Origin of the sequence: Streptomyces sp. C36, assembly GCF_040932295.1 — a bacterium.
In the GTDB taxonomy this organism is placed as follows: domain Bacteria; phylum Actinomycetota; class Actinomycetes; order Streptomycetales; family Streptomycetaceae; genus Streptomyces; species Streptomyces triculaminicus.
In genome coordinates this window covers 239,238-260,534 of record NZ_JBFQGI010000002.1, presented here as the reverse complement: position 1 = coordinate 260,534, position 21,297 = coordinate 239,238, and the positions used below count along the sequence as shown (strand labels likewise).

Genomic DNA, 21,297 nt, shown 5'->3' with positions numbered 1-21,297 from the left:
GTGAGACCGGACGGAACGGCGCCGGCCCGTACGGACCGATCGGTTCCGATCAGACCGCGACGGACGACTTGCGCGTCGAGACGATCTGGTCGACGAGACCGTACGCCAGCGCGTCCTCAGCCGTGAGGATCTTGTCGCGCTCGATGTCGTCGCGGATCTTCTCGATCGGCTGGGTGGAGTGCTTCGCCAGCATCTCCTCCAGCTGGGTGCGCATGCGCATGATCTCCTGAGCGGCGATCTCCAGGTCGGAGAGCTGCTCCCGGCCCGTCTGGCTGGACGGCTGGTGGATGAGCACGCGGGCGTTCGGCAGGGCCATCCGCTTGCCGGGGGTACCGGCGGCCAGCAGGATCGCGGCGGCGGAGGCGGCCTGACCCATGCAGACGGTCTGGATGTCCGGCTTCACGAACTGCATCGTGTCGTAGATCGCCGTCAGCGCGGTGAAGGAACCACCCGGGCTGTTGATGTAGATCGAGATGTCACGGTCGGGGTCCATCGACTCCAGGCACAGCAGCTGCGCCATGACGTCGTTGGCGGAGGCGTCGTCGATCTGGACGCCGAGGAAGATCACGCGCTCCTCGAAGAGCTTCGCGTACGGGTCGTACTCGCGCACGCCCTGCGAGGTGCGCTCGACGAAGCGCGGGACGACGTAACGGGCCTCGGCCTGCGGGCCGGTGTAGAGGCCGCTGGGGGACGAGATGTTCATGCGGGTGTTCACCATCCTGGTGGCGGTCTGTGGGCTGAGGTACGGCTGTTCGGCGGTACGACCGGGCGCGGGGGCCCGGTCGGCCGGGGCGTCAGGCCCCGGTGCCGCCGCCGCCCGGAACGCCGGAGGCGTGCGTGATGATCTCGTCGATGATCCCGTACTCCTTGGCCTCCTCAGCGGTGAACCAACGGTCACGGTCACCGTCACGGATGATCGTCTCAACGGTCTGACCGGTGTGCGCGGCGGTGATCTCGGCCATGCGCTTCTTGGTGCGCAGCAGCTGCTCGGCCTGGATCTTGATGTCCGAGGCGGTGCCGCCGAGGCCCGCGGAGCCCTGGTGCATGAGGATGTCGGTGTTGGGCAGCGCGAAGCGCTTGCCCGCGGTGCCGCCGGTCAGCAGGAACTGGCCCATGGAGGCCGCGAGGCCCATGCCGATGGTGACCACGTCGTTGGGGATGTACTGCATGGTGTCGTAGACCGCCATGCCGGCCGTCACCGAGCCGCCGGGGCTGTTGATGTAGAGGAAGATGTCCTTGGTCGGGTCCGCGGCCAGGAGGAGCATCTGCGCGGTGATCTTGTTCGCGATGTCGTCGTCGACCTGCTGGCCGAGGAAGATGATCCGCTCCCCGAGCAGCCGGTTGTAGACCTGGTCGCCGAGGCCACCACCGATGGCGATCTCACCGGCGGCGGAAGGCATCAGATTCGTCACGTATCCACCTGCTCGTCTCTGACGGCAACGGGCCGTCTCCGCGTCTTCTCTGGGGACCGGGGGGTGGCGTGGCCGGTACGGGCGCCGGCGCGCTGCCATGTCTCCCCTGCCCTCGTATCTACGGACCCTAACGCGCTGGTCGGCAGGCGCCATCCCGCATCAGGAACTGTTCGCTCTGAGCGCAGGTTCGGGGCCGCTCCCGGGCCCCTGCGGGGCTCCGGCGGTCGCCCCCCTCCTGGACCCCCTCCCGGACCCCTCCCGGACCCCTCCCGGACCCCCTCCGGGCGGGTGCCGGAGAGCACGGAGGGCCCGGTCGCGGCCCCCGCGCGCAAGCGGCTGGGGGTCACGACCGGGCCCGTCCGTAAGGGCTCCGTACGCGGCGGAGAGGCTCCCCGCGAGCGGCCGGGCTCCGCACGGGCGGCGCGAGGACTCCCTCACACCGCCCGGGGGTGCCGTGGCCGCTCAGGTGAGCGGTGAGACGAGGCTCAGGCCTCGGTGGTCTCGTCCGCGGCCTCGACGGTCTCGCCGGCCTCGGCGGCCTCGGCAGCCTCGTCTTCGTCCTCGAGGTCGACGACCTCGCCGTTGGTGTCCTTGACCGTGGCGGCCTCGACGACGGTCGCGAGGGCCTTGCCGCGGGCGACCTCACCGACGAGCATCGGGACCTGGCCCTGCTCGACGACGGCCTGGGCGAACTGGTCGGGGCTCATGCCGGAGGACTGGGCACGGCGGACCAGGTGCTCGGTGAGCTCGTCCTGGCCGACCGAGACCTTCTCCTTGTTGACGATCTCGTCGAGGATGAACTGGGTCTTGATGCCCTTCTCGGCCTGCTCCTTGAGCTCGGCCTCGAACTCCTCGACGGACTTGCCCTGCATCTCCAGGTACTTGTCCAGGTCCATGCCGATCTGGCCGAGCTGGTGGTGCTCGAGGTTGTGCTTACGAGTGTTGACCTCGTCCTCGAGCAGCTTCTCGGGCATCGGAACCTCGACCAGCTTGATGAGCTCGTCGAGGACCTTCTCCTGGGCCTGGGTGGCCTGGTCGAACTTCTTCATGCGCTCGAGGCGCTTGCGGCTGTCGGCCTTGAGCTCGTCGAGGGTGTCGAACTCGCTCGCCAGCTGGGCGAAGTCGTCGTCCAGCTCAGGCAGTTCGCGGGCCTTGACGGACTTGACGTCGACCTTGATCTCGGCGTCCTTGCCCTCGGCGCTGCCGCCCTTGAGCTGCGAGGTGAAGGTGGCGGAGGCACCGGCCTCGAGACCCTTCACGGCCTCGTCGATGCCGTCCAGCAGCTGGCCGGAACCGATGGTGTAGTCGACGTCGGACGCGACGCCGTCCTCCAGGACCTCGCCGTCGACCTTGGCCTCGAGGTCCACGGTGACGATGTCGCCCTCGGCGGCGGCGCGCTCGACCGGGGAGGTGGTGGCGAAGCGCTCACGCAGCTGCTCGACCGACTTCTCGATGTCCTCGTCGGTGACCTCGACCGGGTCGACGGTGACCTCGATACCGGAGTAGTCCGGGATCTCCAGGGTCGGACGGACGTCGACCTCGGCGGTGAAGGCCAGCAGCTCGCCGTCCTTCAGCTCGGTGATGTCGACCTCGGGCTGACCCAGCGGGTTCAGGTCGGCCTCGTTGACCGCCTCGGTGTAGAACTTCGGAAGCGCGTCGTTGACGGCCTCCTCCAGCACGGCACCACGGCCGAAGCGCTGGTCGATGACGCGCGCCGGGATCTTGCCCGAGCGGAAGCCCTTCACCGTGACCTGCTGGTTGATCTTCTTGTACGCCGCGTCGAGGCTGGCCTTGAGCTCCTCGAAGGGCACCTCGACAGTGAGCCGAACCCGAGTCGGGTTCAGGGTCTCCACGGCGCTCTTCACGGTTCGGTCTCCTTGGGGCTGACTGCTGGGTTTTGCTGCTCATCGGATAGTGATGGTCAGCGGACCGCGCCCGGTAGAAGGACACACGGACGCGCAGCTTGCATAGTAACCGCAAGCAGGATGGGCCCCACAATGTGATCTTGCTGGTCGGGGTGGCCGGATTCGAACCGACGACCTTCCGCTCCCAAAGCGGACGCGCTACCAAGCTGCGCCACACCCCGTCGGTGCGAGACGTAGGGTACATGCCCCCGGGGGTGTCGGACGCCGCTTGGCCGGACCGTGGACGGGGGTCGTGAGGGGGTGGCGTGCGGTGCACCGCGTCGACCCGCTACGATGCACTGCGTGCCGCTCCGCTCTGGCGTTGTGCGGCTCACGCGGGCGTAGCTCAATGGTAGAGCCCCAGTCTTCCAAACTGGCTACGCGGGTTCGATTCCCGTCGCCCGCTCCACGATGCCTCCGGCCCCGGCCGGAGGCATTTGTCTTTTCGGGACCTTCAGATGTTGATGCCGCTTATGGTCCGGGCGATCGAGTCCAGAAACCTGTGGATCGACGGCGCCATGCCCGTGGAGGCGAGGAAGAAGCCGAAGAGGACGGCGACGATCGCGGGCCCCGCCTTGATGTTGTTGCTGCGGATCATCACCACCAGGATGATCGCCAGGAGCAGCACCACGGACAGTGAAATGGCCACAACTGATCACACCTTCGGTCGGAAGCCTGGCCGGGCCCGGGAGCCATGCCGCCCCGCACGCCCCCACTCTGCCGAACCATGGTGCCACCAACTTCCCGGCCCGGGGGATGCCCTGATGCCGCATCGGGGGATTATCAGGGGTGCCGGAGGGCGGGTACGGTCGGAATCCATGCGGACGGAGTAAAGATCCGACCATATTCAGAGTCTCTCCGGAGGGGCGCCGGCGAGGGTTTTACCGGCCCCCCATCGACGGCTAGGGTGCCTCGAATGTCCCCCACCGCCACTCCTGCCACGGTGGCCCCCGCTCCCGAGCCGCCCGTCGCGGCGGCCGGCGCCCCGGCGGGGCGCGACCCGTTCTTCGACAACGCGAAGTACCTGGCGATCGTCCTGGTCGCCCTGGGTCATGCCTGGCAGCCGCTCACCTACACCAGTCACGCGGCGTCGGCGCTGTACTACACGGTCTACGCCTTCCACATGCCGGCCTTCATCCTCATATCCGGCTATTTCTCGCGGAGCTTCGACCTCAGCCCGGCCAAGGTCAAGCGCCTGATCACCGGCGTGGTCGTGCCGTACGTGGTCTTCGAGATCGCCTACACCTACTTCCAGCACTGGGCGGAGGACGCGCCGCCGGAGAACATCTCGCTGACCAACCCCTGGTACCTGAACTGGTTCCTGGCGGCGCTGTTCATCTGGCGGCTGACCACGCCGATCTGGAAGGTGATCCGCTGGCCGATCCCGATCTCGTTCGCGATCGCCCTCCTGGCCGCGGTCTCCCCCGACGTCGGCAGCGACTTCGACCTGCAGCGGGTGCTGCAGTTCCTGCCCTTCTTCGTGATCGGCCTGCACCTCAAGCGCTCCCACTTCGACCTGGTGCGGCGGCGCTGGGTGCGGATCGCCGCCGTGCCGGTGTTCGCCGCGGCCATCGCGGTGGCCTACTGGCAGCCGCCGCAGTTGAACACCGAGTGGTTCTTCCACAACGACAGCGCCCAGGGCCTGCACGAGCCGGTCTGGACCGCCCCGGTCGTCCTCCTCGCCCTCTTCGCCTGCGCCGCCGTGCTCATCGCCGGCTTCCTCGCCTGGGTGCCGCGCCGGACGATGTGGTTCACCGCGCTGGGCGGCGGCACCCTCTACGGGTTCCTGCTCCACGGCTTCCTGATCAAGCTCTCCCGGTGGTGGGAGTGGTACGACGCCGCCGACTGGATCCGCAAGCCGGTGGGCGAGGTCGTGGTGACCCTCCTCGCGATCGCGATGATGACCGTGCTGTGCACCGCGCCGGTGCGGCGGGTGTTCCGCTGCGTGATGGAACCGCGGATGGACTGGGCGTTCCGCAAGGGATAGCCCTCCCGCACGCACAAGAAACACGCACAAGAAAGAGGCCCGGCGCCGGAAGGCGCCGGGCCTCTCGTCGTCTCCGCCCGCCGCTACGCGCCGGGGTCGTCGGCCAACCCGAGCAGCGCGCGCACGCGCGCGTACTTGCGGCGGAGCCGGTCCCGGGTGGCCGCGTCGTCCAGGGCGGCCAGGCGCCCGGGGTCGGCGTTGTGGGCCAGGTCGGCGGCCTTGACCAGGAGCGCGCCGGGCGTGGCGAGGATCCGGGCGGCGTAGGCCTCGGGGGGCTCGCCCGGGCGCTTGGTGACGGCGAGGACGATGTCCTTGGTCCGCCGCGGGAGCGCGGCGCCCGCCAGCCACTCGACGGTCAGGGCGTCGTCCTCGACGGCGTCGTGCAGCCACGCGGCGGCGATCTGCGCCTCGTCCCCGCCGCGTTCGCGCACGCCGCGGGCGACGGCCGCGAGGTGCTCGGTGTACGGGCGTCCGGCCTTGTCGGTCTGCCCGGCGTGGGCGCGGCGGGCGAGGGCCTCGACCTCGGTGAGGTTCAGGTATGTCATGCGGTGGTGGTCTCCCCCTGTCGTCCCGGGGCCGGCGGCGTGCCGTGCCGTGGGGTCAGTTGTGCGGGTAGCGCTCGCGCGGCAGGGCCGACTCGCCGTAGGGAGGGGTCGGTCCGTGGAACTGCAGCGCGAAGTCGTCGGCGAGCTCGGCGATGACGGCCCGGCCCTCGGTGGCGGCCAGCCAGCTCGCCGGCAGGGCCGCCTCGCCGTGCAGGGCGCCGAGGAGGTTTCCGCAGAGGGAGCCGGTGGAGTCGCTGTCGCCCGAGTGGTTGACGGACAGCAGCAGGGCCTCGGCGACCGAGTCCGTACGGGCGAGGGCGGCGTAGACGGCGATGGCGAGGGCTTCCTCGGCGATCCAGCCGCCGCCGAGCGTCTCGAGCCGCTCCGGGGTGGCGGGGCCCTCGGCGGCGAGGTCGAGGGCCGCGCGGAGGGCGGCGGTCGTCTCGTCGTGGCCCGGGTAGGAGGCGAGGAGCTCCAGCGTCCGGCGGACCGCCCCCGCGAGGGACTCGCCGTCCAGGAGGTGGCGAACGATCACGGCGAAGGCGCCCGCGGCGTACGCGCCGGTGGGGTGGCCGTGCGTGATCCGGGCGCAGCGGGCGGCGAGCTCGAAGGCCCGGCGGGCGGGGATGCCGGTGAGGCCGAAGGGGGCCGAGCGCATGACGGTGCCGCAGCCCTTGGACTCGGGGTTGACCGGGCCGCGGCTGCCGTCGAGGGCGGCCCGGGGGTCCGGGGTGTATCCCTGGCGCAGCCCCGACAGGCAGGCGTTGCCGGGCGCCCGCCGCGCGTACAGCCAGGGCTGCAGGCGCAGCCACCCGGAGCGGACGACGTCGAGGCGGCCGTCGGCGGGCGGCGGGGCCGGGTGGTGCTGGGTGTCCAGCCAGCGCAGGTAGGCGTGGCGCATGATCGCGGTCTGGGCTCCGCCGATGCCCCTGGCCGCCGCCCGGGCGCGGGCGCGGATGAGCCCTTCCGCCGTGAAGAGCGTCATCTGCGTGTCGTCGGTGACCCGGCCGGTCACGCCATCCGCGTCGGCGACCATGCCGGTGACGCCGTCGGGGCCGTGGGCGGAGCGGATGGCGGCCAGGGAGAGGAACTCGATCGGATTGCCGAGGGCGTCACCGATCGCGCCGCCGAGCAGAGCGCCGCGTATGCGGTCGGTGACGGTGTCGGCGGCGGTCGCGGGTGAGATCTGGGACATCGTCCGAGATTACCTCCGGGGGGCGGCGCCGGGGCAGCGGCGGCGGCGAACAGCGCTGCCGGCTCCGCTTCCTGACGCTCCGACGGGTCGTGCGGCGTCGCCGGGCGCGTCAGGCCGTCAGCGCGTCCAGCACCTCGGCCAGTCGCTCGCGCACGTCCGCGTCCGTGAGGACGCCGTCCGGGCCGGCCGTGCCGGGTGCGACGGGGATCCGCACGCAGGCCGGCTCCACGATGCGGGCGCCGGTGTAGCCGAGCACGGTGCGCAGCGTGGCCTCGGCGCCGTGCCCGCGGCCGGGGGCCGCCACGTTGATCCAGGCCGTCGGCTTGTCGCAGATCTCGGTGCCGCCGACGGTCCAGTCCAGCAGGTTCTTGAACGCCCCGGGCAGCGTGCCGGCGTACTCGGGCGTGCAGATCAGCACGGCGGCCGCTTCGTCGATCGCCGCCCGCAGCCTCGCCACGGCGGGGGGCAGCGGGTCGTGGTCGTCGTCGGGGTTGAAGTGCGGGAGCTCCGCCGGGCCTTCGTGGAGGACGACGCGCAGGCGGTCGGGGGCCACGGCCCGCACCGTGCGCAGCGCGGCCTCGTTGGACGAGCCGGAACGTACGCTTCCGGACAGCAGGAGGATCATGGGCGGCGTGGGCATCCGCCCAACCTACCCGCGGGCGGCCACGACGCGCCCGCGCCCCAGGGCCTGTGCTGAACCCATCGGACAGGCCCTAGTCCCGGCAGATCAGCAGCAGCGCCCGGTCGTCGTTGACGTCCTTGGCCACCGCCTCGATCAGGTGCCAGGCGGCGCCGTGGAAGCCGGAGGTGACATAGCGGTCGGCCTCGCCGGTGAGGCGGTCCATGCCCTCGGTCAGCTCGCGTTCGTTCGTCTCGACCAGGCCGTCGGTGAAGAGCATCAGTACGTCTCCCCGGCGGAGCGTGCCCTTCACCGGGTCGAAGCCGGCGCCGTCGTAGACGCCCAGGAGCGGGCCGTCGGCGGCCTTCTCCTCCCAGCGGCCGGTGCCGGCGCTGAGCTGGAGGGCCGGGAGGTGGCCGGCGGAGAAGAGTTCGTAGTCGCCGGTGTCGAGGTCGAGGACGAGGTGGACGGAGGTCGCGAAGCCCTCGTCCCAGTCCTGGCGCAGCAGGTAGCCGTTGGCGGCGGGCAGGAAGGCGTGGGGCGGCAGGGAGCCCAGGAGGCCGCCGAAGGCGCCGGACAGCAGCAGCGCCCGGGAGGCCGCGTCCATGCCCTTGCCGGAGACGTCGGTGAGGACGACCTCCAGGGTGCGGCCGCTGTTGGTGCGGGCGGCGACGACGAAGTCGCCGGAGAAGGACTGGCCGCCGGCCGGGCGCAGCGCCATCTCGCGGTGCCAGCCCCGGGGCAGTTTGGGCAGTTTGCTCTGGACGCGGATGCGCTCGCGCAGGTCGAAGAGCATCGTTCCGCCACGTCGCCAGGGGACCCCGACCCGGCTGCGGAACTGCGCGATGAGCAGCCCGAAGAAGCCGACGGCCGCGACGACGAGGATGGTGCCGGGGCTGACCCGGTCGGTGCCGTAGCGGTACGGGTCGTCCAGGACCGCCGACTCCGTGATGAGCGCCGCCGCCGCGGCGGCGTAGAGCCCGAGGAGGCTGGCGGGGCGCAGCAGCAGGCCGCCGGCCACGATGGGCAGGACGAGCGCGGCGGGCGCGCACCACTCGGGCTGGGCGATGGTGCCCAGGGCGAGCGCGGGTACGGACACCAGCAGCGCGGTCAGGGCGAGCCAGTCGGAACCGTCGCCCCGGAAGTAGTCGACACCGGCCTTGCGCATGCTCGTTCGGGCCCGGTGCAGTGCTTTGCGCATCCGGGCCGTCGGGGTCTCCGCACCGCCAGTCATTGCATCGGGACCTTATCCACCCATTCGGCGGTGCGTCGATTCACGCCGCGCCGAGACGACCGCGTTCGGGGCGCCGGGCGGCCACCCGAAGAGCAACCATATGCGACATTCGTTCATTTGATCGGTAACGCCCCGCCGAGGGCGGGTTTCGCGTGCCGAGCTGCGGGTACGCAGGACGGCCGGAGCCGTTCTTTCCCGGCCGCGCGCCGCAGAGTTCACGTACGCCTCATACGCAACAGATGGAGTGCGGTCCCGCTCGCCGGTGTCCACGGCCGCGCGCGGGGCCGCACGCGCGCCGGGGCCGGTATGCCGGTGTGTCAGTTCTTCTGGCAGCCGGGGCACCAGAAGAGGTTGCGGGCGGCCAGGTCCGCCGTGCGGATCTCCTGGTCGCAGATATGGCAGGGCTGTCCGGTGCGGCGGTAGACGTACACCTCGCCGCCGTGGTCGTCCACGCGCGGCGGGCGCCCCATAGCCTCGGGGGTGTGCTCGGGCCGCACGGTGTCGATGCGGTTGTTACGGACGCCCTCGCGCATCAGGAGCACCAGATCCGACCAGATGGCGTCCCATTCCGAGCGTCTGAGATCGCGGCCCAGGCGGTACGGGTCGATGCCATGCCGGAAAAGGACCTCGGCGCGATAGACGTTGCCGACGCCGGCGACGATCTTCTGGTCCATGAGCAGGGCGGCCACGGTGGTGCGGCTGCGCGAGACGCGCCGCCACGCCCGGTCCGGGTCGTCGGCCGCGCGCAGCGGGTCGGGGCCGAGGCGGTCGTGTATCGCCTGCTTCTCGGCGTCCGTGATCAGCGCGCAGGTCGTCGGCCCGCGCAGGTCCGCGTACGCGCCGGGGTTCGCCAGCCGCAGCCGCACCGTCTCGGTGGGCGGCGGCGCCGAGGCGCCCGCACCCCAGGTGTACTTGCCGAAGAGGCCCAGGTGGATATGGACCCAGTGCGGGCCGGCGAAGCCGAGGAAGAGGTGCTTGCCGTGGGCCTCGGCGGTCTCGAGGATCTGGCCGGATATCAGCGCGGCACTGTCGGAGAACTTGCCTTGCGGGCTGGTCGCCCGCACCGTCCGGCCCGCGAAGGCCTCGGTGTGGTCCGCCGCGAGGCGGTGGATCGTATGCCCTTCGGGCATGGGGTCTCGTCCTCCGACGGTTCGTTCGTCGCCGACCGCGGGCCGGCGCGTAGCCGCCCGCCGCCGCACGGCGGGCCCCTCCCGGCCGCGCGCCCCTTTAATCGGAGAGCGAACAGGAGGGGGAAGGGCCCGGCGGTGTCAGTCCTGCTGCGGGTGGTGGGCCGGGATCGCCGGGAGCTCGCCGGTGGTCTCGTAGCGGCTCAGCATCTCGATGCGGCGGGTGTGGCGCTCGTCACCCGAGTAGGGGGTGCTCAGGAAGATCTCGACGAACTTCGTCGCCTCCTCCTGGGTGTGCATGCGGCCGCCGATGCTGATCACGTTGGCGTTGTTGTGCTCGCGGCCCAGCGCGGCCGTCTGCTCGCTCCAGGCCAGCGCGGCCCGGACGCCCTTGACCTTGTTGGCGGCGATCTGCTCGCCGTTGCCCGAACCGCCGATGACGATGCCGAGGGCGTCGGCGTCGGCGGCGGTCCTCTCCGCGGCGCGGAGGCAGAACGGCGGGTAGTCGTCCTGGGCGTCGTAGATGTGGGGACCGCAGTCCACGGGCTCGTGGCCGTGGGCCGTGAGCCACTCGACGAGGTGGTTCTTCAGTTCGTAGCCGGCATGGTCGGAGCCGAGGTACACGCGCATGGGCACGAGTGTGGCACGTCCCGAGGCCCCGGCCGGTCATCAGGGGATACGTAACTCTGAGTGAACACAACGAAATGGATTCAGGTCTTCCTAAAGACGCCTTCGAAAAGTTCTAATGCGGTGGCTCGTAACCCGAGAACCAAAGGAACAACCCGAAGGAACGTGCATATGAGCGCGACACCGCCGACCATGACGAAGGGGTCGACGACCGGCGATCCCGGCCACGCCCCGGAGGCTGGCGGGGATGGCCTCAAGGCCGGACTCAAGAACCGCCACCTGTCCATGATCGCCATTGGTGGTGTGATCGGCGCCGGCCTCTTCGTGGGTTCCGGATCCGGCATCGCCGCCGCGGGCCCCGGCATCCTGCTGTCCTACGCCCTCGTGGGCGCGATGGTCGTCTTCGTGATGCGAATGCTGGGCGAGATGGCCGCGGCCAACCCGACCTCCGGCTCCTTCTCCGCCTACGCGGACCGGGCGCTGGGCCGCTGGGCCGGCTTCACCATCGGCTGGCTCTACTGGTTCTTCTGGGTCGTGGTGCTGGCGGTCGAGGCGACCGCGGGCGCCGGCATCCTCAACGGCTGGATACCGGCCGTCCCGCAGTGGGCCTGGGCCCTGATCGTCATGGTCGTCCTGACCGCGACCAACCTGGCCTCCGTGAGCTCGTACGGCGAGTTCGAGTTCTGGTTCGCCGGTATCAAGGTCGTCGCGATCGCCGCGTTCATCGTGATCGGCGGCCTGGCGATGTTCGGCGTCCTGCCCGGCTCGGACAACCCGGGTGCCGGGTTCGACAACCTCACCTCGCACGGCGGCTTCCTGCCCAACGGCCCCGGCGCGATCCTCACCGGTGTGCTGATGGTCGTCTTCTCCTTCATGGGCAGCGAGATCGTCACGCTCGCCGCCGGTGAGTCCGAGGACCCGCAGCGCGCCGTCCGCCAGGCCACCAACAGCGTCATCTGGCGCATCGGCGTCTTCTACCTCGGCTCGATCCTCGTCGTGGTCTCGCTCCTGCCGTGGGACTCGAAGACGATCACCGAGAAGGGCAGCTACGTCGCCGCCCTGGACTCGATCGGCATCCCGCACGCCGGCCAGTTCATGAACGTCATCGTGCTGACCGCCGTGCTGTCCTGCCTGAACTCGGGCCTGTACACCGCCTCGCGCATGGCCTTCTCCCTCGGCCAGCGCGGCGACGCCCCCAAGGCGTTCGCCAAGACGAACTCGCGTGGCGTGCCCCAGGCCGCGATCCTCGGCTCGGTCGTCTTCGGCTTCGTGTCGGTGATCTTCAACTACGTCTGGCCGGACACCGTCTTCAAGTTCCTGCTGAACTCCTCCGGTGCCATCGCCCTCTTCGTGTGGCTGGTCATCTGTGTCACGCAGCTGAAGTTCCGCGGCATCATCAAGCGCGAGATGCCGGACCGGCACTTCGTGAAGATGTGGCTGTTCCCGTACCTGACGTGGGCCACCATCGGCATGATCACCTTCGTGCTCGGCTTCATGGTCTACGACGGCGGCGACAACCGTGAGCAGGTCCTGCTCTCGACCCTCGTGGGCGTGCTCGTCCTGCTCATCGGCGTGGTCAGGGACCGTCGCCACCGCGCGGCGGCCGTCGAGAAGTAACGGTCCGCCTCACCGGACGCCCGAAGGGGTCGTTCCACGCCGTCAACCGGCGCGGAACGACCCCTTCACGCTTTCGTAGACGCCGAGCGCGGTGCTCTCGGCCGCGTCGGCGTACCAGACGCTGACCTGGTACGTCCTGCCTCCCTCCTCGAAGCCCAGCTGACGGCCCTGCCGCGGCTCGCCGCCCTGGAGGAAGGCGTACTCCCACACCACCGCGGAATCGCCGGAGAACGTCGTCCGCTCCAGCCGGATCTTGCGGTAACCGGGGGTGCCGTGGAAGCCCTCCTCGAACCGCTGCCAGTGCGTCAGCAGGTCCTCCGTCGTACGGCCCTGCTTGGCCGAGACCTCGATCGCGCCGTCCTTCGAGGTGTACGTGACGTCGCTGGGGCTCTGCTGCGTACGGTTCCAGCCGGCGGGCGGCACCCAGCTGAAGCCGTCCTCGGAGCGGCGCGCGGCGGCGGTCGAGGCGCCCTGGCTCTGCCGGGGGCTGCCGGGGCCGGTGGTGCCGGGCGCGGCGGAGCCGGACGGCCTCGTTCCGGACGGCGTCCTTCCGGGAGCCGTCGTCCCAGGCGGGCGGCTCGTGTCGTCTCCCCCGGGCGTGTCCCCTCCCCCGGGCCCCTGGACGACGAGGACGATCACGGCCGCGGCGGCCGCGGCGGCCACGACCGCTCCGGTGATGAGCGCGGTCGTCCTGCGCCGTGAGCGCCGGGGCGGCGCGCCGTCGCGCACGGGCACGGGCGGGGGTGCCGGAGCGGGCGGGAGCGCGGGGACGGGCGCGGGCGCGGCCACGGCGGCCGTCGGCGGGTGCGGGACCGGCTCCGGCGGCGGGGGCGCGAGGAGGCGCTCCAGCGTCTCCTCGGTCCCGTCCAGGGTCGGGCGCCGGGCGGGGTCCTTCAACAGGAGCCCGGCCAGCAGCTCCCGCAGCGGTCCCGAGGCCGCCGGGATCTCGGGCTGCTCGTAGAGAACGGCGTGCAGGGTGGCCATCGTGGTCGCCCGGCTGAAGGGCGAGTGGCCGTCCACCGCCGCGCACAGGGTGGCGCCGAGCGACCACAGGTCGGACGGCGGCCCCTGCAGCCGCCCCTCGATCCGCTCCGGGGCCATGTAGTCCGGCGAGCCGACCAGCGTCCCGGCCATGGTCAGCGCGGCGGCGTCCTGCATCGCCGCGATGCCGAAGTCGGTGAGGACGATCCGGCCGCGCGCGGTGAGCAGGACGTTGCCCGGCTTGATGTCACGGTGCAGCACCCCGACCGCGTGCACCGCGCGCAGCGCCCGGACCAGCCCCAGCCCGATCCGGGCCGCCTCCGGCGGCGCCACCGGCCCCTCGCGCACCAGCACCTGCTCCAGCGAGCGGCCGTCCACCAGCTCCATCACGATCCACAGCCGCCGGTCCTCCTCCGCCACGTCGTAGACGCGCACGACGTTGGGGTGGTCGATGCGGGCGGTGGCCCGGGCCTCCCGCAGGCTGCGCTCGCGCTGGACCGCGCTCTCCTCGCCGACGAGCCCGTCGATGCGTATCTCCTTGGCCGCCACGCGCCGCCCCAGCGTCTCGTCGGCCGCGTGCCACACCCGCCCCATTCCGCCGCGCCCGATCAATTCCAGCAGCCGGTAGCGGCCCACCACGAGCCGCCCCCGCATCTCGTCACCCGAATTTCCCACCAGGCCCGCCCCCATTGCGGAATTACCTTTCCGCACCTTCGGACATTGGAATCTTGTGGTACCTATTCAAATACTTCTGCAGGGAGTGGAGATAGGGGGGAGCGGAAATGTTCCGAAGTAGTCACCGAATGCGCCATGCGGTGGCGTTGACCGTGGCGGCGGTGGCGCTGCTGCCGTTCGGCGCGCGGGCCGACGAGCCCACGCCGGGGAGCAGTCAGGGCGGCAGCCCGGCGGCGAGCGCGCCGGCCGGATATCAGGTCAGCACCGAACTGCCGGGCCGGATAACCGTGAACAAAAAGACGGGGAACACCAGTCTGACCGCGACGGTCCACAATGGCGGGACCAAGGAGGTCAGCGGTCTCAAACTGAAGGTCGTGGGATTCCAGGGAATGCGGATCACATCCGTCGAGGGCTGCACCGCCATTCCCACCGGACAACTCCCGCCGGACTCCAACAGCGGATTCGTGTGCACCGTCGACAAACTCGCGGCAGGCCGGAGCCACAGCTATCGGGTGGCGGCGACCTTCGATCTGGGAAAGACCGGACAGATCTGTCTCCCGGTCACCCTGGGCGACGGCAAGACACTGCTGTGGCAGCAGGGCCCCGTGCACTTCGGGACCACCGACACCAGCTCCGACGCGCCGGACACCCCGCTGCTGCTGGGCACCAAGAACGTGCCCTCCGGCTCCGCGGCCACCCCCAGCGGGCCCGGCGCCACACCCGGCGCGACCACCGGCGGCCCGCGGACCACGGCGCCCGCCACCCCGCCCGGCCAGAGCACCGGTGGCCCGCGCGGCACCTCGCCCGCCCCGACGAAGAGCGCGGACCGGCCGGCCGCGTCCCCGTCGAAGGACGACGAGTACGACGACGACGAGCTGGCCCGCACCGGCACCTCGTCCACCCCGCTGTTCGTGGCGGCCGCACTCGCCGCCCTCCTGCTGGCCGGGGGCGCCGCGGGCGTCTGGCTGACCCGGGGCCGGGGCGGCCGCCGCTGAGCTCCTCCCGGCGCACCGCCCACGAGTCGGGCCCGCACCCCCGAAGGAGGGTGCGGGCCCGGTCCGTACGTAGAGAGATCCGCACGTAGAGAGGGGAGACGGCTCAGCCGCGGCGGCCCAGCAGCTTCCAGGCGGTGGGCAGGGCGCCCATGGCCAGCGCGGCCTTGAGGGCGTCGCCGATGAGGAACGGCGTCAGGCCCACCGCGACGGCCTGGCCGATCGGCATGTGGGTGGCCAGCGCGAGGTAGGGGACGCCGACCGCGTAGATGATGGCGGAGCCCAGCACCATGGTGCCCGCGGTGCGCAGCACGGAGCGGTCGGCGCCGCGCTGGGCGAGGGCGCCCACGACGGTGGCGGCCAGCAGCATGCCCAGGACGTAGCCGAAGGACGGGAAGGTGGCGCCGGAGCGGGCCTCGGCGAACCACGGCATGCCCACGACGCCGGCGACGGCGTACAGCGCGAGGGAGAGGAAGCCGCGGCGGGCGCCGAGGGCGGTGCCCACCAGCAGGGCGGCGAAGGTCTGGCCGCTGACCGGGACCGGCGAGCCGGGGACGGGCACGGCGATCTGCGCGGTGAGGCCGGTGAGCGCGGCGCCGCCGAGGACCAGGGCCGCGTCGCGGACGCGGGCGCGCCCGGCGGTGGAGGCCGGGAGCAGATCGGCGAGGACCGCACCGGTACGGGCACGGGTGACGGGGACGGTAGCGGTGGCCATCGGTACTCCGCGGGAAGGGATGAGCAGGGACAGCCCGACGTTAGCCGAGCGTCACGCCTTGGGCACCGGAGCGCTGCGACAAAGGCTGACCACTGAGCTTTGGCGGGTTTCCCAGCGCGCCGTCCGGTGTGTGCCCACTTCAAAAGTGGTTGCTTACGTAAACGTGATGCTTGTCACGAGAGACCGCGTGCGGCTTGGCGGCGGCCGCCCGGCCGGGGGAATCTGGAACCGCACCTCGCGTTTTCGCGCGCGCCCCCCTGTTTCTCGCGCGCCCCGCGCGGCACCACGCACAACCGAAAGAACGAGCCCCATGCACGACGCACAGCTTGTCGCCGAGCCGCCGGCCGCCGGTGAGAAGGAACCTCTGGCCCCGGGACTCAAGCAGCGTCATCTGACGATGCTGGGCCTGGGCGGCGTCATCGGCGCCGGCCTCTTCGTCGGCTCGGGCGCGGGCATCGCCGTCGCCGGTCCCGGCATCATCGTCTCCTATCTGATCGCGGGCGCGCTCGCGATGCTGGTGATGCGGATGCTGGGCGAGCTGTCCTCGGCGATGCCCGCCTCCGGCGCCTTCTCGGTCCACGCGGAGCGCGCGCTCGGCCGGTGGGCGGGCTTCACGGTGGGCTGGCTGTACTGGTTCCTGCTCGTGGTCGTGCTCGCCGTCGAGGCGACGGGCGCGGCGCAGATCGCGCACGGCTGGGCGCCGTCGGTGCCGCAGTGGGGCTGGGTCCTGATCTTCATGCTGGTCTTCACGACCGCGAACCTCGCGGCCGTGAAGAACTTCGGTGAGTTCGAGTTCTGGTTCGCGGCCCTGAAGGTGGGCGCCATCGTCCTCTTCCTCGGTCTGAGCCTGCTGGCCATCTTCGGCCTGCTGCCGGACACCGAGCCGGTGGGCTTCACCAACCTCACCGGGCAGGGCGGCTTCCTGCCCAACGGCTGGAGCGGCGTGATCTCCGGCGTCCTCGCCGTGGTCTTCGCCTTCGGCGGCCTGGAGGTCGTCACGATCGCCGCCGCCGAGTCCGACGACCCCGCCCGTGCCGTGGCCCGCGCGGTGCGCAGCGCGGTGTGGCGGATCCTCTTCTTCTACGTGGGCTCGATGCTCGTCATCGTCACCCTGCTGCCGTGGACGTCGCTGAAGCCGGGGCAGAGCCCGTACGTCGCCGTGCTGGACCACGTCGGTGTGCCGGCGGCCGGGCAGATCATGAACATCGTGGTCTTCGTGGCCCTGCTGTCGGCCCTGAACGCCAACCTCTACGGCTCGTCGCGGATGGTCTTCTCGCTCGCCGAGCGGGGCGAGGCGCCGCGGTCGCTGCTGAAGGTCTCCGGCGGCGGCGTGCCGCGCCGGGCGGTGCTGGCGTCGGTGGCGTTCGGCTTCGCCTCGGTCGTGCTGAACCTCGAGTGGCCGGACTCGATCTTCCGCTACCTGCTGAACGCGGTGGGCGCGGTCCTGCTGTTCGTCTGGGGCCTGATCGCGGTGTCCGAGCTGCGGCTGCGGCGCCGGATCGAGCGCGAGACGCCCGAGCTGCTGACCCTGCGCATGTGGTGCTTCCCCTATCTGACGTGGGCGGCGCTGGCGGGCATGGGCGGCGTGCTGGTGCTGATGCTCACCGACGCGGAGGCGCGGCCGCAGCTGATGTGGTCGGCGGCGGCGACCGGCGCGGTGCTTCTGGTGGCCGGTTTGCGCGAGGTCCGGCTGCGCCGGTCCGAGCACCGCGACGCCTGAGGTTTTTCGTTTTTGCCGATATGTCAGGCACAGACGGTCATACGTCTGTCCGAATATCGGATATCTGTGTAAGGGGTATTGTCCTCAGCCAACATCGCCCCGACACTGAGGCAACTTTTCCGCTCTCACCAACGGGGCAACACGATCATGACTGGTACACCCTCCCCGCCGGCGGCGTGCGGGACCCCCGTCCCCGAAGCCGCCCCGGCGGACATCCCACCGTCGGGTCCGGCACTGGCGCACGGCCTCAAGCAGCGCCACCTTTCGATGATCGCCCTCGGTGGCGTCATCGGCGCCGGCCTCTTCGTCGGCTCCGGCGCGGGCATCGCCGCGGCCGGCCCGTCGATCGTGCTGGCCTATGCGGCCTCCGGGCTGCTGGTGATGCTCGTGATGCGCATGCTCGGCGAGATGTCGGCGGCCAACCCGGCCTCGGGCTCCTTCTCCGTGCACGCCGACCGGGCGATCGGCCCCTGGGCCGGCTTCACTTCCGGCTGGGTGTTCTGGACCCTGCTGTGCGTGGCCGTGGGCGCCGAGGGAATCGGCGCGGCGTCCATCATGACCGGCTGGTTCCCCGGCACCGACTCCTGGATGTGGGTCGGCCTATTCATGATCATATTCACCGTGTCCAACCTGGCCGCGGTGAGCAACTTCGGTGAATTCGAGTTCTGGTTCGCCACCCTCAAGGTCACCGCGATCGCGGTCTTCCTCGTCCTGGGCATCCTCGCCGTCATGGGAATGCTGCCCGGCACCCACTCCCCGGGCGTCTCCAACCTCACCGGCCACGGCGGCTTCTTCCCGATGGGCGCCAACGGTCTGGTCGTCGGCCTGCTCGCCTCGGTCTTCGCCTACGGCGGCCTGGAGACGGTGACCATCGCCGCGGCCGAGTCCGAGCACCCCCGCCAGGGCGTCGCCAAGGCCGTGCGCACCGCGATGTGGCGCATCGGGCTCTTCTACGTCGGCTCGCTGCTGGTCGTCGTCACCCTGATCCCGTGGAACGACCCGTCCGTGGTCAAGGGCCCGTACGTCGCCGTCCTCAACCACCTGGACATCCCCGGCGCCGGCCAGATCATGAACGTCGTCGTGCTGATCGCGCTGCTGTCGGCGATGAACGCCAACATCTACGGCTCCTCGCGCATCGCCTTCTCCCTCGTCAGCCGTGGCCAGGGGCCCAAGGCGCTGGGCCGCGTCAGCGGCGGCGGCGTGCCGCGCTACGCGGTCGTCGCCTCGGCCGCCTTCGGCTACCTCGCGGTGCTGCTGAGCTACTGGTGGCCGGACACCATCTTCAAGTGGCTGCTCAACATGGTCGGCGCGGCCACCCTGGTGGTCTGGGGCTTCATCGCGGTCTCCCAGCTGGTGGGCCGGCGCCGCATCCCCAAGGAGCAGCTCCTGGTCAAGATGTGGCTCTTCCCGTACCTGACCTGGCTGGCGCTGGCCGGCATCGTCGGCGTGCTGGCCCTGATGCTGCGCGAGGAGGAGACCCGCATCCAGCTGTACTTCACCGGCGGTCTCACGCTGGTGCTCGCGCTGACCGGATACGTCCGCCAGCGCGCGGCGGCGGCCCGCGCCTGACGCGCCCGCGGCACCCCACTCCTTGAGGCGGGGTAGGTCCTGATCTTCAGGACCTACCCCGCCTCCGTCTTTGGTCCGAGTCCTGCCCCCATTACCCCTCCTTTCAAGTACTTACTGGTAGCGTCTACCTGCAAGTTCATTGCAATAAGCAGTCGGAGGGCTCGGCATGGCCATCTACACACTTCCTGAACTTCCCTATGACTACTCGGCGCTGGCCCCGGTCATCAGCCCCGAGATCATCGAGCTGCACCACGACAAGCACCACGCCGCGTACGTCAAGGGCGCCAACGACACCCTCGAGCAGCTGGCCGAGGCCCGTGACAAGGACCAGTGGGGTGCCGTCAACGGCCTGGAGAAGAGCCTCGCGTTCCACCTCTCCGGCCACATCCTGCACAGCATCTACTGGCAGAACATGACCGGCGACGGCGGCGGCGAGCCGCTGGACAAGGACGGCGTGGGCGAGCTCGCCGACGCCCTCGCCGAGTCGTTCGGCTCGTTCGCCAAGTTCAAGGCCCAGCTGACCAAGGCGTCCGCCACCACCCAGGGCTCCGGCTGGGGCGTCCTGGCCTACGAGCCGGTCAGCGGCCGCCTGATCGTCGAGCAGGTCTACGACCACCAGGGCAACGTCGGCCAGGGCTCGACCCCGATCCTGGTCTTCGACGCCTGGGAGCACGCCTTCTACCTGCAGTACAAGAACCAGAAGGTCGACTTCATCGAGGCCATGTGGCAGGTCGTCAACTGGCAGGACGTCGCCGCGCGCTACGCCGCCGCCAAGGCGAAGGGCAACAGCATCCTGCTGGCGCCGTGACCGTGACGCCTCGCGCGTGACGCTCAGGCTGCCTGCCTCGTGATCGTCTTCTCACCCTTCACCCGGCAGGCGTAACGGCGGGGCCCCCGCGCGGTCCGATACCGCGACGGGGGCCTCGCCTCACCCATGGCCGAACGCCTCTCCCGTCACCGGGAACTCCTTGGCCAGCCCGGTCTCGTGCAGCCGGGCGAACGGGGTGAACGGCACCCCCAGCTCCGACTTGCCCCGGTCGAAGTTCCACGCCTTGTGCACCGCGAAGCGGTAGTCGACGATCGTCGCGCCGTCCGCGGCCACCCGGACCGTGCCGGTCAGGCGGAACTCCACACAGCGCAGGGCCAGCCACCAGTCGGGGCTCACCCGCCGGGTGATCAGCACGTCGCGCCAGCCGCTGTCGGCGGGGTACGCGGCGGCGGCGCGGGCGCCGGCGCGCCACCGCGCGAGGGCCTCCGCCCGCCACCGCTCCAGCTGCGCCTCGGCCGCGTGCCGCACGGCGGGCAGCGCCAGCAGCGCCTCGGCGTCCACCCGGTAGGGGGAACCCGTACCGCGCAGATAGTGCCGCAGCGCACCGGAGGCGGAGCGCAGCCCGAGCAGCGTCCACACGCCCCGCAGGGCGTGGCACCCGGCCAGCGTCAGCAGGTCGTACGGGCGTACGGGCAGCTCCGCGTGGCCGGCGTTGCCGCTGGGCGGCTCGGCCTCGGCCCAGCCGCCGTCACGGCCGAGCGGCCGGGAGAGGTCGACCTGGTCCATACCGGGACATTAAGGGACCATCCCCTCGGGCGCCCGCCGAACGGGAAACCGCAACGCCGTCAGTCGAAGATCGGCCACGCCCTTCGGCCGCCTCAGTCGAAAACCGGCCCCTTGGTGCGCGTCCGCTTGATCTCGTAGAAGCCCGGCGTGGAGGCGACCAGCAGGGTGCCGTCCCACAGGCGGGCCGCCGCGTCGCCCTTGGGGGCGGGGGTGACGACCGGGCCGAAGAAGGCGACCTCGTCGCCGTCCGGGCCGGGCACGGCGATGACCGGGGTGCCGACGTCCTGGCCGACCTTGTCGATGCCCTCCTTGTGGGAGACCCGCAGGTCGGCGTCGTAGGCGTCGGTCTCGGCGGCGTCCGCGAGGCGGGCCGGGAGGCCGGCCTCCTCCAGCGCCGCGACGAGCGTCTCGCGGCTCTGCGGCAGGCCCTGGAGGTGGAAGCGGTTGCCGAGGGCGGTGTAGAGGCGCCCCAGCACCTCGTCGCCGAACTCCTTCGCGGCCGCCACACACACCCGCACCGAGCGCCAGGCGTCGACGCTCAGGAACGCGCGGTACTCCTCGGGCAGCTCGTCGATCTTGTGCTCGTTGAGCACCGCCAGGCTCATGACGTGCCAGCGCACGTCGACCGGGCGCACCTTCTCCACCTCGAGCATCCAGCGCGAGGTCATCCAGGCCCAGGGGCAGGCGGGGTCGAACCAGAAGTCGGCGGTCACTCTCTCCGCGGTCACGCGATTCTCCTCTGACGGGTCCTGAACGGACTGAACGGTCAGCGATTCAACAAGCACGCCCCGTGCCATGATTCCTGGTGTTCGATATACGTGAC

The 21,297-nt window shown here is 71.0% G+C and carries 20 protein-coding genes and 2 tRNA genes; 7 read left to right on the top strand and 15 right to left on the bottom strand.

Going from position 1 to position 21,297, the window contains the following annotated elements:
- Positions 1–49: 49 nt before the first annotated feature.
- From AB4K12_RS06675 to AB4K12_RS06660, 4 genes are all read right to left on the bottom strand, one after another.
- Positions 50–718 (bottom strand): ATP-dependent Clp protease proteolytic subunit, encoded by a 669-nt coding sequence (locus AB4K12_RS06675; RefSeq protein WP_179198752.1) that lies wholly within the window; start codon positions 716–718, stop codon positions 50–52.
- 76 nt (positions 719–794) lie between these two features.
- Complete coding sequence (locus AB4K12_RS06670; protein ID WP_368433822.1) at positions 795–1,400, bottom strand: ATP-dependent Clp protease proteolytic subunit; 606 nt, start codon at positions 1,398–1,400, stop codon at positions 795–797.
- 497 nt (positions 1,401–1,897) lie between these two features.
- A complete protein-coding gene (tig, locus tag AB4K12_RS06665; protein WP_368433336.1) occupies positions 1,898–3,277 on the bottom strand; it encodes a trigger factor in 1,380 nt (459 codons plus the stop codon).
- Positions 3,278–3,421: 144 nt separating this feature from the next.
- A tRNA-Pro gene (locus AB4K12_RS06660) sits at positions 3,422–3,498 on the bottom strand.
- A gap of 153 nt (positions 3,499–3,651) precedes the next feature.
- Between AB4K12_RS06660 and AB4K12_RS06655 the strand changes: the two genes are divergently transcribed.
- Positions 3,652–3,725, top strand: a tRNA-Gly gene (locus AB4K12_RS06655).
- Positions 3,726–3,770: 45 nt separating this feature from the next.
- On the opposite strand, the gene AB4K12_RS06650 is transcribed toward AB4K12_RS06655, so the two are convergent.
- Positions 3,771–3,965, bottom strand: a complete 195-nt coding sequence (locus AB4K12_RS06650) for a hypothetical protein (protein WP_086566549.1) — start codon at positions 3,963–3,965, stop codon at positions 3,771–3,773.
- A 267-nt stretch (positions 3,966–4,232) separates the two neighbouring features.
- Between AB4K12_RS06650 and AB4K12_RS06645 the strand changes: the two genes are divergently transcribed.
- Positions 4,233–5,303: an acyltransferase family protein gene (locus tag AB4K12_RS06645; RefSeq protein WP_368433335.1), complete on the top strand. Its 1,071-nt coding sequence runs from the start codon at positions 4,233–4,235 to the stop codon at positions 5,301–5,303.
- A gap of 83 nt (positions 5,304–5,386) precedes the next feature.
- Here AB4K12_RS06645 and AB4K12_RS06640 read toward each other — a convergent pair whose 3' ends face one another.
- From AB4K12_RS06640 to AB4K12_RS06615, 6 genes are all read right to left on the bottom strand, one after another.
- On the bottom strand, positions 5,387–5,848 hold the full coding sequence (locus AB4K12_RS06640; protein ID WP_368433334.1) for an HD domain-containing protein: 462 nt from the start codon (positions 5,846–5,848) through the stop codon (positions 5,387–5,389).
- A gap of 55 nt (positions 5,849–5,903) precedes the next feature.
- The gene (locus tag AB4K12_RS06635; protein WP_368433333.1) at positions 5,904–7,043 is read right to left on the bottom strand and encodes an ADP-ribosylglycohydrolase family protein; all 1,140 of its coding nucleotides are present in this window, start codon (positions 7,041–7,043) and stop codon (positions 5,904–5,906) included.
- A 109-nt stretch (positions 7,044–7,152) separates the two neighbouring features.
- Positions 7,153–7,683 carry an NADPH-dependent FMN reductase gene (locus AB4K12_RS06630; protein WP_368433332.1) on the bottom strand — a complete coding sequence of 177 codons (531 nt, stop codon included), beginning with the start codon at positions 7,681–7,683 and terminating at the stop codon, positions 7,153–7,155.
- A gap of 73 nt (positions 7,684–7,756) precedes the next feature.
- Positions 7,757–8,896, bottom strand: a complete 1,140-nt coding sequence (locus tag AB4K12_RS06625; RefSeq protein WP_368433331.1) for a PP2C family protein-serine/threonine phosphatase — start codon at positions 8,894–8,896, stop codon at positions 7,757–7,759.
- 317 nt (positions 8,897–9,213) lie between these two features.
- Positions 9,214–10,026 (bottom strand): Fpg/Nei family DNA glycosylase, encoded by an 813-nt coding sequence (locus AB4K12_RS06620; protein WP_368433330.1) that lies wholly within the window; start codon positions 10,024–10,026, stop codon positions 9,214–9,216.
- A gap of 138 nt (positions 10,027–10,164) precedes the next feature.
- Positions 10,165–10,653 (bottom strand): ribose-5-phosphate isomerase, encoded by a 489-nt coding sequence (locus AB4K12_RS06615; protein ID WP_362251446.1) that lies wholly within the window; start codon positions 10,651–10,653, stop codon positions 10,165–10,167.
- Between the two features lie 189 nt (positions 10,654–10,842).
- On the opposite strand from AB4K12_RS06615, the gene AB4K12_RS06610 reads away from it, so the two are divergent.
- Positions 10,843–12,267 (top strand): amino acid permease, encoded by a 1,425-nt coding sequence (locus AB4K12_RS06610; RefSeq protein ID WP_368433821.1) that lies wholly within the window; start codon positions 10,843–10,845, stop codon positions 12,265–12,267.
- Between the two features lie 42 nt (positions 12,268–12,309).
- Here the strand turns inward: AB4K12_RS06610 and AB4K12_RS06605 are convergent, their stop codons facing one another.
- Positions 12,310–13,923, bottom strand: a complete 1,614-nt coding sequence (locus tag AB4K12_RS06605) for a serine/threonine-protein kinase (protein ID WP_368433329.1) — start codon at positions 13,921–13,923, stop codon at positions 12,310–12,312.
- Positions 13,924–14,051: 128 nt separating this feature from the next.
- Here AB4K12_RS06605 and AB4K12_RS06600 point away from each other — a divergent pair, with 128 nt between their 5' ends.
- Positions 14,052–14,918: a hypothetical protein gene (locus AB4K12_RS06600; RefSeq protein WP_368433328.1), complete on the top strand. Its 867-nt coding sequence runs from the start codon at positions 14,052–14,054 to the stop codon at positions 14,916–14,918.
- Between the two features lie 103 nt (positions 14,919–15,021).
- Here AB4K12_RS06600 and AB4K12_RS06595 read toward each other — a convergent pair whose 3' ends face one another.
- Positions 15,022–15,630: a biotin transporter BioY gene (locus AB4K12_RS06595; protein ID WP_368433327.1), complete on the bottom strand. Its 609-nt coding sequence runs from the start codon at positions 15,628–15,630 to the stop codon at positions 15,022–15,024.
- A gap of 310 nt (positions 15,631–15,940) precedes the next feature.
- On the opposite strand from AB4K12_RS06595, the gene AB4K12_RS06590 reads away from it, so the two are divergent.
- The 3 genes from AB4K12_RS06590 to AB4K12_RS06580 all read left to right on the top strand — a co-directional run bounded on the left by AB4K12_RS06590 (position 15,941) and on the right by AB4K12_RS06580 (position 19,727).
- The gene (locus AB4K12_RS06590) at positions 15,941–17,350 is read left to right on the top strand and encodes an amino acid permease (RefSeq protein ID WP_368433326.1); all 1,410 of its coding nucleotides are present in this window, start codon (positions 15,941–15,943) and stop codon (positions 17,348–17,350) included.
- A gap of 267 nt (positions 17,351–17,617) precedes the next feature.
- Positions 17,618–18,919: an amino acid permease gene (locus AB4K12_RS06585; protein WP_368433820.1), complete on the top strand. Its 1,302-nt coding sequence runs from the start codon at positions 17,618–17,620 to the stop codon at positions 18,917–18,919.
- 166 nt (positions 18,920–19,085) lie between these two features.
- Positions 19,086–19,727: a superoxide dismutase gene (locus AB4K12_RS06580; protein ID WP_086566569.1), complete on the top strand. Its 642-nt coding sequence runs from the start codon at positions 19,086–19,088 to the stop codon at positions 19,725–19,727.
- 120 nt (positions 19,728–19,847) lie between these two features.
- Here the strand turns inward: AB4K12_RS06580 and AB4K12_RS06575 are convergent, their stop codons facing one another.
- Positions 19,848–20,474 (bottom strand): hypothetical protein, encoded by a 627-nt coding sequence (locus tag AB4K12_RS06575; RefSeq protein ID WP_368433325.1) that lies wholly within the window; start codon positions 20,472–20,474, stop codon positions 19,848–19,850.
- 92 nt (positions 20,475–20,566) lie between these two features.
- On the bottom strand, positions 20,567–21,202 hold the full coding sequence (locus AB4K12_RS06570) for a DsbA family protein (RefSeq protein ID WP_368433324.1): 636 nt from the start codon (positions 21,200–21,202) through the stop codon (positions 20,567–20,569).
- Positions 21,203–21,297: the final 95 nt, after the last annotated feature.